The following is a 3,249-nucleotide window of genomic DNA, read 5'->3' on the forward strand; positions in this document are numbered from 1 at the left end:
TGTCGCGTTGCCCTTTAATCTGAGACGGGACGCGTTTGGCGGCAATTTTTGCCCTTAATTGTGAGATGAGGCTGTCATGGGGCCGGCGCTTTTCGCGCGCCTTTGCGCGATGTGATCAATCGCGGCAAGCAATCGAGGCTCCTTCTCGAAGGCGCGCAAGAGAGCAACCCTTGCATAGTCGTCGATGCTTTTGCTGACGATGGCTGCCTTAGCCAAGGGATGAGATCGAGCGGCGGCGATTGCGGCGAGGCAGAACAGCCTAACTTCCGATCTGGGGTTCTGGACAGCGAACGACGGATCCCCGCGGAAGGTCTTGAGTGACATGGCAAAGGTGACTGCGCGCATTGCGCGCCGAAGTTGCTTGGGGCCGCGCGATCGCGCGGCGCACTCAAGCATCCCTGCCCCGCGGCGCGCTCGGAATATCAGTTTTCCGGATATTTGTTCCTCACGGGGTTTGCCAAGGGTCTGCACAAGTCTCGTCCCGCAAACTTGGCAGTCAAATGCCCAGGCCCGCCTCCAATGCCTGAGCGAAAGACCCTCTCTGGAGCATTGCACGCAATGCTGGAATGGCATCTGAGCCGTCAGCGAGGCTTCTCGTGGGGTCATTGACGGAAAGGTCAACGATCGCACAACATCTGGGTCGACTCGTGCGGCGTTGGCTATCCTCTCCGCCGTGGCCGCGTCGACACAGAAGTCCAAGGCGGTGCCATGCGCGGTATCGATTTTGATATGAGCCAGCAGTTCCGCGTCATCACAGTAGTTGGCCGCCGCCAGCCGAGACAACCAGCCTGACAATAACTCGTCTGGCAGCGGCGCGACAGTTTTCGGCAGCGGGTGCGGCTTCACACCCCGGACTTCTCGAGTCGCCGATAGGCGTTCGCATGGCGCGACCAAACCGGCGTCCATTTTGTGATCGCGTCATCAGTGATGCATTCATCACCTGTGACAATGGCGTCGATGGAAAGATCCTTGATCAGGGAGAAGATGCGCGAGGTCACCCCACCGGTCAGCGCAAGTATCTGCTTGAGTGACTTGACCTTCAGATTGGATTTCTTCTCGAGGGGCATTGCCGCGATGAGTGTCTGAATCATGTCCGAGAACTCGGCATCGTCGCGCCAGTTTGGCAGGTGATGTTCGTCCAGCCGCCTGGCAAGCTGGATATCACCACGGATGGCATCGACGGCCTCGCTGACCCCGAGGCATACCAGCGACGCTTCAAGTTCATTGCTGAGATACCGCAGAACATTGAGAAAGCGGCGCTGTTCGCGGTGGGTCCCGGCCAAGAGGTTGTGAACCTCGTCGATCATGATCATCCGCAGGCCAAGGTCGCGCAAGAGCGCGATGACGCGGACTTCTAGTGAGGCCACATTTTGAGCACGCGCGCTCAGTGCCGTGGCCGGGGCGCCGACGGCGGCCAAGATGTGCAGGTAGAACCGCCGCTCGTCTGGTGCGGGCGGCGCTTGCAACAGCAGCAGCGGTGTGCGGGTGATGCCTGACGCCGGATCGTATTCTGGTGCGTATCTGCGCGACAGGTTGCGGGCGATCATCGTCTTTCCGATCCCGGACGCGCCATGCACAAGAAGGCCAGGCATACGGGTTTGCCGTGGCGCTTCGATCATACCCTGCAAACGGTCCAGAACTTGTTCGGCCCGCGGAAAGCCGATCCAGATGTCCGATTGAATGAGGGCGATCCGACCGTCTTCCTCTGTTTTTCCTGCCCTCAATTCACCATCTCTCCACCTTGAACAATGGGCGCGATGTATCACCCGTGTCGATCGGGCGCAGCCCTTCGGTTGTTGCGACAGCCGAGTTGGCGCCCTCCAATGGCCCTTTTCTTTCACGCGATCGGCGTTCCGCCTTGGTTAGTCCCCGGCTTTCAGCTTCGATCTGGCGTTGCTGTCGGATCAGCTCAGCCAGCACCAGCTCATTGGACCCGGACTTGCCAAGGGCACGGGCCTTCTTCATGGCCTCGCGATATTCCCAGAGCGATACGGGGGGAATTTCAAGGTTTCTGTACCGCGCCTCAACATATCGGCCATCGTCCAGTTCGACCCAGATCATTGAGATATCGCGAGGGTCGTAACGAACGATCATCTTTCCGTCCCCGCGCCCAATGTGGCCTGCAAGGGCATCGGACCAGTACCGTATCTGGAACAGATGGATGCCGTCACGCCTGACTTTGCGCAGTTCGCTGGGCAGGAAGCTCACCTGAAAGGCTTCCATCTCGAAGGGGATGTCGCCCGTCATTTGCTCTGAGAGCGCTTCCCATTTGGCAACGGGCGTACAGCCAATGCTTGAATGAATGCTGTTGTTGTAGCGGCAGATTTCCAGAGCAAACCAGCGATCAAAGTCGCTTAAGGTCATCGTGGCCATGCCCTCGGCGTCATAGTCGCCCTTGGCCACGACCGAGGATTGCGTTGTTCCCGGTAACAGGTGAACGGCCCCCATCATCGTCCCGATCAACCGCTCGATGTGACCCCCGAAGTGAGGACTTCCCGGCGGCCGATAGATCAGATCGATCCCCCATTCCGCACACGCCGACCGAAAGGCCCGCGACCGGAAATCGCGGCCATTGTCGACATGGATGCTCTGCGGTTTGCCTTGTGCGGGCCAAGGAATATTGCACGCCAATTCCGCCAGAAGTTCCGCCTTGGGGGCTACCGCCTGTGTCAGGCAAAGCGCCACTGACAGACGCGAAGGTGCCTCGAGAGAGGTGTAATATCCCGTTACCAACCGCGTTGCGACGTCGATCGCCAGCGTGACCCACGGTCGGCCAATTGGTTGGCGCTCAAAACTGTCAACAAGAATTATGTCGGCAGGTGTATGGTCGATTTGCACGACCTCCAGTGGCTGACCGGCCTTGTTCTCGCCTGTAACGGCCGCAAATTTTTGGCGGGCCGCCTTTGCGCCCTCTCGTGCCTTTGCAACTTCGCGGGCATCCATTGCATCCAGACGACGCTGAACCGTCCGCCGTGTCGGCGGCTGCAAGCCCTGTTGCCAGCACGCGCTGCGGATTTCTGTCACAACACGCGACAGGCTGGATCGTTCCCGGCGCAAGAAATAACGGCGAAGATGCTCTTCGATCACCGCTTCGACCTTGCTGGATATCAAAACCGTACCTGTCGGGCGGCCTCGTTTTCGCGGAGCCAGCGCGCTGGTGCGCCCACCCTCTTCCGCCAGCCGCTTTATCCAACGCCAGACCGTCGCCCTGCTGACACCAAGCTCCCAAACGGCGTCATTGATGCCACT

3 protein-coding genes are annotated in these 3,249 nt (G+C 59.5%); all 3 read right to left on the minus strand.

What is annotated here, in order from left to right:
• Positions 1–54: 54 nt before the first annotated feature.
• The gene (locus QO034_RS23080; RefSeq protein WP_284487848.1) at positions 55–846 is read right to left on the minus strand and encodes a TniQ family protein; all 792 of its coding nucleotides are present in this window, start codon (positions 844–846) and stop codon (positions 55–57) included.
• A complete protein-coding gene (locus QO034_RS23085) occupies positions 843–1,724 on the minus strand; it encodes a TniB family NTP-binding protein (RefSeq protein WP_284487849.1) in 882 nt (293 codons plus the stop codon). Before QO034_RS23085 ends, QO034_RS23080 begins: the two co-directional genes overlap by 4 nt.
• A gap of 1 nt (position 1,725) precedes the next feature.
• Positions 1,726–3,249: Mu transposase C-terminal domain-containing protein (locus QO034_RS23090; RefSeq protein WP_284487850.1), on the minus strand; the 1,524-nt coding region annotated here is incomplete at its 5' end.

It is taken from the genome of Sedimentitalea xiamensis (assembly GCF_030164465.1).
Classification (GTDB): Bacteria; Pseudomonadota; Alphaproteobacteria; order Rhodobacterales; family Rhodobacteraceae; genus Sedimentitalea; species Sedimentitalea xiamensis.